The sequence below is a fragment of the Pseudomonas sp. B424 genome (genome assembly GCF_055408345.1).
This window is the reverse complement of sequence record NZ_JBUZTL010000054.1, coordinates 1-4,593: the sequence shown is the minus strand read 5'-3', so window position 1 is coordinate 4,593 and position 4,593 is coordinate 1. Positions and strand designations below refer to the sequence as shown.

Here is a 4,593-nt window from a genome sequence, read left to right as displayed (position 1 = left end):
TCGACCACCTCAAACGAACCGCAGTACTCCCAGGTGGTGGGTTAAATGATCTGCTGTCACTGATGGATGGATTCTTGACCCGTCCGACAGAACGGACGGCTGTTCTGGGCACGGACAAGCGCGGCTCTGAGGCCTTGCACCGTGTAATTGGTATTAAGGGCGCTGCCGCGCAGGAGGGGGAATGATGGCATGCCTCGGTCTTCATCCTGGTCGCTGTAAGCGAACCAGGTCAAAGGTCGTACTCACCATTCACTCATGACTAATCGTAGTGGAAACGACAGCCAATAATCGTCAAAACCCCGCCTTCATACAGGTAGACCAAGCGGTGCTCACGAGTAATACGGCGCGACCAAAAACCAGAAAGATCGCCACTTAGCGATTCTGGTTTACCAGTGCCTTTGAAAGGGGTTCGGAGACATTCTTTGATCAGAGTATCGATCTTATCGAAGATGTCGCTGTCGGCGGTTTTCCAGTGCTCATAGTCATCCCAACCATGGGCTGTAAACGCGACAGTGACGGCGCTGCGGACTTGTTCTTTATTCTTCTGCTTCTGGGTGCTCATCAATCAAAAACTCCTTGGTAACGGCTTTACCGGACCGGAGCTGATCAATGGATTCACGTAGGCGTTTGGCGTTTGCAGGCGATCCCAGTAGATACATGGTTTCGCGCAGTCCGTTGTAGTCATCCAAGGAGAGCATAACTACAGGTTCGCCACGCTGACGCGTGATTACAGCGGGCTCGTGGTCCCGACAAACATCATCCATTGTCTGCTTTAGGTCGGCACGGGCCTGGCTAAAAGACAGTACTTGCATATTCAATTTCCTTTCTGGGTTAGCCAGAAGCGAAAGTGGGGGGGTGGCCCGAGGCTAATGCTCGGACAAGTAAGTGTTGCTCAGTGCTTATCAGTGCGATTGATTCCCAGCCAATCACTACGAACATTGTACCACGTTCTGTACAAAAGTCAAGGTCCCCCCCCGACTGGCCGCAGGCAAGCGGAGCGCGCAGGGCGAAGCCAGCGCCTCGAAGGAGCGAAACGCCCTTGCAGCAACCTGAGCCGAGCGCGTCGCTGGGAGGGCGAGCAGGGACTGGAGGGGCGCCGGTTTTGGATCTGATCACTGTTTTTTTGCTTCAGCGCTTATTTTTCCTTTTCCCTTTTAAACCTTTTCGGTCGTCTACAGGCCACGGATTACGTGCTCTGTAGCGTTTAAAAAGGGAGGGATTTGTTGCCATTAAGGGAGGGATTTGTTGTTGTGAGGGGAGGGATTTGTTGTTGTGAGGGGAGGGATTTGTTGTATAAGGGGAGATAGATACCAACTCCCTTTATACACATGGAGTAGTGCATGGGTTCACCGCCGATGGTTTACAAAAGTAATGCCCTAGTCGAGGCAGCTTACCGTCTCAGTGTCCAAGAGCAGCGGATCGTTCTGGCCTGTATCAGTCAGGTGAAAAGGAACGAGCCAGTCACCGATGAGGTGATGTATTCGGTGACGGCTGAAGAGATCTCTACGATGGCGGGTGTCCCTATCGAATCCTCCTACAGCCAGCTCAAAGAAGCGGCCCTGCGCCTGAAACGGCGGGAAGTCCGCTTGACCCAAGAACCCAATGGCCGGGGGAAACGACCAAGCGTAATGATTACCGGCTGGGTGCAAACGATCATCTATCGGGAGGGTGAGGGGCGTGTTGAACTCAGGTTCACCAAGGACATGCTGCCGTACCTGACTGAACTCACAAAACAGTTCACCAAATACGCCTTGGCTGACGTGGCCAAGATGGACAGCACCCACGCGATCAGGCTTTACGAGCTACTCATGCAATGGGACAGCATCGGGCAGCGCGAAATAGAAATTGACCAGCTGCGTGAGTGGTTCCAACTGGAAGACCGCTACCCCTCGATCAAGGATTTCAAGAAATGGGTGCTTGAGCCTGCCATCAAGCAGATCAACGAGCACAGCCCGCTACAGGTGGAGTGGACGCAGCGCAAGACCGGGCGCAAGGTCACACATCTGGCGTTCAGCTTTGGGCCGAAGAAGCCCGCCAAGGCGGTGGGAAAAGCCCCGGCGAAGCGCAAGAGCGGCAAGCTGACTGCGCTGGAAATGTCTCGCTTTGCAAAGCCCGGCGAGAGCGAGGAAGCAGCAAACGCCAGACTGAAACAGATGCAGCTGAGCGGCCTAAATACCTAAGTACCCAAGTTGGAGGCCGCGTATTACGAGGCCTGTAGCGCTTTATAGTCGATTATAGAGCGATTATAGAATGGGGTGCTTACCTCATGCGCGGCATGCTGCGCGGCTTATCCTCTGGCCCTGATTCTGGTTCTGAGCGCGCCTGTATACGCTCCTCAGGGCGCGACATGGCGTGTTGCTCGCGGTTGCCCTCAACCATGTCACGCAAAGCGCAGGCATCGCCCTGCAGGCGCTTAAGGGCGTCCAGCTCGGGCCACTGATTCGAATACATCCCCCGCAATTGCCGGATCTGTTTCTCTTGCTCTTGGATCGCGCTGAGCGCTTCAACCAGCTCGGGCTGCGCCCGGTGCTGGCTTTTCTCGATCAGACGGCGGGCATCACTCAGTGTGCTTTGCGTCGCCACCAGCACCTCCAGTTTGCGCGCTTGGGCGCAGTCGGCCTCTAGCCGCTGGGCCTGCTCCAACAAACGCTCGACGTCGCGGTAAGCCTCCACCAGGTCAGACCCAGCCGGGGAGAGTTCCAGCCGTTTGACCAGTTCCATCCTCGCGCCACGCACATGGTCGCGGCGCTCCGCGTCCATGGAGCGCTCCAGTCCCTTGACCACCCGCATTCTGTCCTCGATGTCCTGCCGCAACTTGTCGTCGCCGTAATGCAACAGCAGCTCGTCTTCGATACGGCGCGGCTGCTTGGCCAACGTCGGCAATTGCGCCTCGATGCGCTCCAGCTCGACGCTCAGTTCACGGCGGTCGGCCTGCCACTGTCGGGCCTGCACAAGTTCCTGCGACGTGTTGAACTGATCGACCGCCTTATCGGCCACCCGATCCACCTCAAGCGTGCGGCCAAACGTGTCAGCCACCCATGCCCTGGTCGGATGCTTCTCCCGCCATTGTTGCGCCTGTGCCTTGGCCTGCTCGGCCTGGCCCTTCAGCCGCTGGGCCTCAGCCACGACGGGCGGGGGCTCAGCGTTCAGCCGTCCGCGCAAAACCCCAGCAGTGGTTTTGCCGTGATGGATCGCGTTCTTGGCCTCGCTGAGTTGGCGGCGCAGTTCGGCCACGCGACGGCCTTGTTCCTGGCGTTCTTGCTCTTGCTGCCGCGCAGCCGCAGCAGCGGCCTGCAACGGGGCGAAATGTTCGAAGTGGTAAATCTGCGCATCGAGCTGGGCCAGCTCTTGGCGCTCTCCGCGTAATTCATTCTCCTGGGCGAGAATGGACAGGGACGGTTCGGCCCGTCGCTTGGCTGCCCGCTTGGCCGCCGTGAGGTCGGGCCCTTCATGCAGGGTCGGCAGCCGCAGGGTCTCCATGAATCGCATCAGGGCGTCCGCATGCTGATCCAGCGGCAGCGGCCCTATGTCGAATTCAGCCATAGCCGCAGCGGCTTGGTCGGCCAGACTGCGCATGTCGATGCGCTCATCGAGCCCGGCACGCTCCAGCGCCTGATTGGTGGACTCTTCCACCATGCCCCTGATCCACAGCATCTCTGCCGAACTACGCGGCTTTACGTCCAGCTCGCGAGTTTTCTCGGTGAGCTGCCCGCTGGCATCCATCCGCCGGGTGGTGAACATCAGGTGCACATGGTGGTTGCGCTGATCCCCTTCCGCTCCAGGACGGTGGATCGCGGCCTCGGCTGCTACGCCGTAGCGCTCGACCATCGCCCCGGCGATGGCGTCCACCAGTTCCCGTCGCTGCACCTCGGTCAACTCATGCGGCAATGCCACCAACAGCTCGCGAGCGACCTGGCTGTTCTTCCGGTTCTCGGCGGATTCGGCCTTGTTCCACAGCTCGGCGGTGGTCATGGCCGGGGCACCGTTCGGCAGGTACATGGCCAGATCCACGACACCACCCTTGCGGGTGTAATCGTGAATCTGCCCAGTGCGCTCGTCGGTGATTTTCTGGCCAGTGCGATACGCAGCAGCGGCAGTGGCCGAACGGCCACCGCTTCTGCTGATGCTCTGAACACTGGCCGACCCAATCGCCACGCCGCTTTGCTCCTGATCTTGCTTTTGATTTGCCCCGTAGGGGCCGCACGCAATCGTAGATTGCTAAAGTGCGCCCTTGCTTTGCTTCGGGGGCATCTATGTCAGCCATTACTTTAATGTAAATCCACAGAAACCGCATCACCTGGATCAACCACAAGATCACGGTATATGCTCGGTTCTTTCATCACACTAGGACGGACTGAATGGCTAACGATCTGGAAGAACTCAAGCGTAAACGGGATCAACTCAACGCCCGTATCCAGCAATCGGAAGCACGCATCAAAGCCAACACCAAGAAGGAGGATGACCGGGTCAAGGTGTTGGTAGGGGCGGCCACCCTCGACCACCTCAAACGAACCGCAGTACTCCCAGGTGGTGGGTTAAATGATCTGCTGTCACTGATGGATGGATTCTTGACCCGTCCGACAGAACGGACGG

6 protein-coding genes are annotated in these 4,593 nt (G+C 58.0%); 3 read left to right on the top strand and 3 right to left on the bottom strand.

Features of this window, described 5'->3' with window-relative positions; all coding sequences use genetic code 11:
• The coding region (locus tag ACZRMS_RS26095) for a hypothetical protein (protein WP_463997622.1) at positions 1 to 185 on the top strand (185 nt) is incomplete at its 5' end.
• 74 nt (positions 186 to 259) lie between these two features.
• Here ACZRMS_RS26095 and ACZRMS_RS26090 read toward each other — a convergent pair.
• Both ACZRMS_RS26090 and ACZRMS_RS26085 read right to left on the bottom strand, forming a co-directional pair.
• Positions 260 to 565 (bottom strand): Txe/YoeB family addiction module toxin, encoded by a 306-nt coding sequence (locus tag ACZRMS_RS26090; protein WP_125863041.1) that lies wholly within the window; start codon positions 563 to 565, stop codon positions 260 to 262.
• Positions 537 to 812 (bottom strand): type II toxin-antitoxin system Phd/YefM family antitoxin, encoded by a 276-nt coding sequence (locus ACZRMS_RS26085; protein ID WP_073509956.1) that lies wholly within the window; start codon positions 810 to 812, stop codon positions 537 to 539. The genes ACZRMS_RS26090 and ACZRMS_RS26085 overlap by 29 nt, the downstream gene beginning before the upstream one ends.
• Before the next feature lie 528 nt (positions 813 to 1,340).
• Here ACZRMS_RS26085 and ACZRMS_RS26080 point away from each other — a divergent pair.
• Positions 1,341 to 2,180 (top strand): replication initiation protein, encoded by an 840-nt coding sequence (locus tag ACZRMS_RS26080; protein ID WP_083602150.1) that lies wholly within the window; start codon positions 1,341 to 1,343, stop codon positions 2,178 to 2,180.
• Positions 2,181 to 2,259: 79 nt separating this feature from the next.
• Here the strand turns inward: ACZRMS_RS26080 and mobQ are convergent, their stop codons facing one another.
• A complete protein-coding gene (mobQ, locus tag ACZRMS_RS26075; protein WP_073509959.1) occupies positions 2,260 to 4,155 on the bottom strand; it encodes a MobQ family relaxase in 1,896 nt (631 codons plus the stop codon).
• A gap of 203 nt (positions 4,156 to 4,358) precedes the next feature.
• On the opposite strand from mobQ, the gene ACZRMS_RS26070 reads away from it, so the two are divergent.
• Positions 4,359 to 4,593 (top strand): hypothetical protein (locus ACZRMS_RS26070; RefSeq protein ID WP_463997621.1); only part of this gene is annotated, 235 nt, incomplete at its 3' end.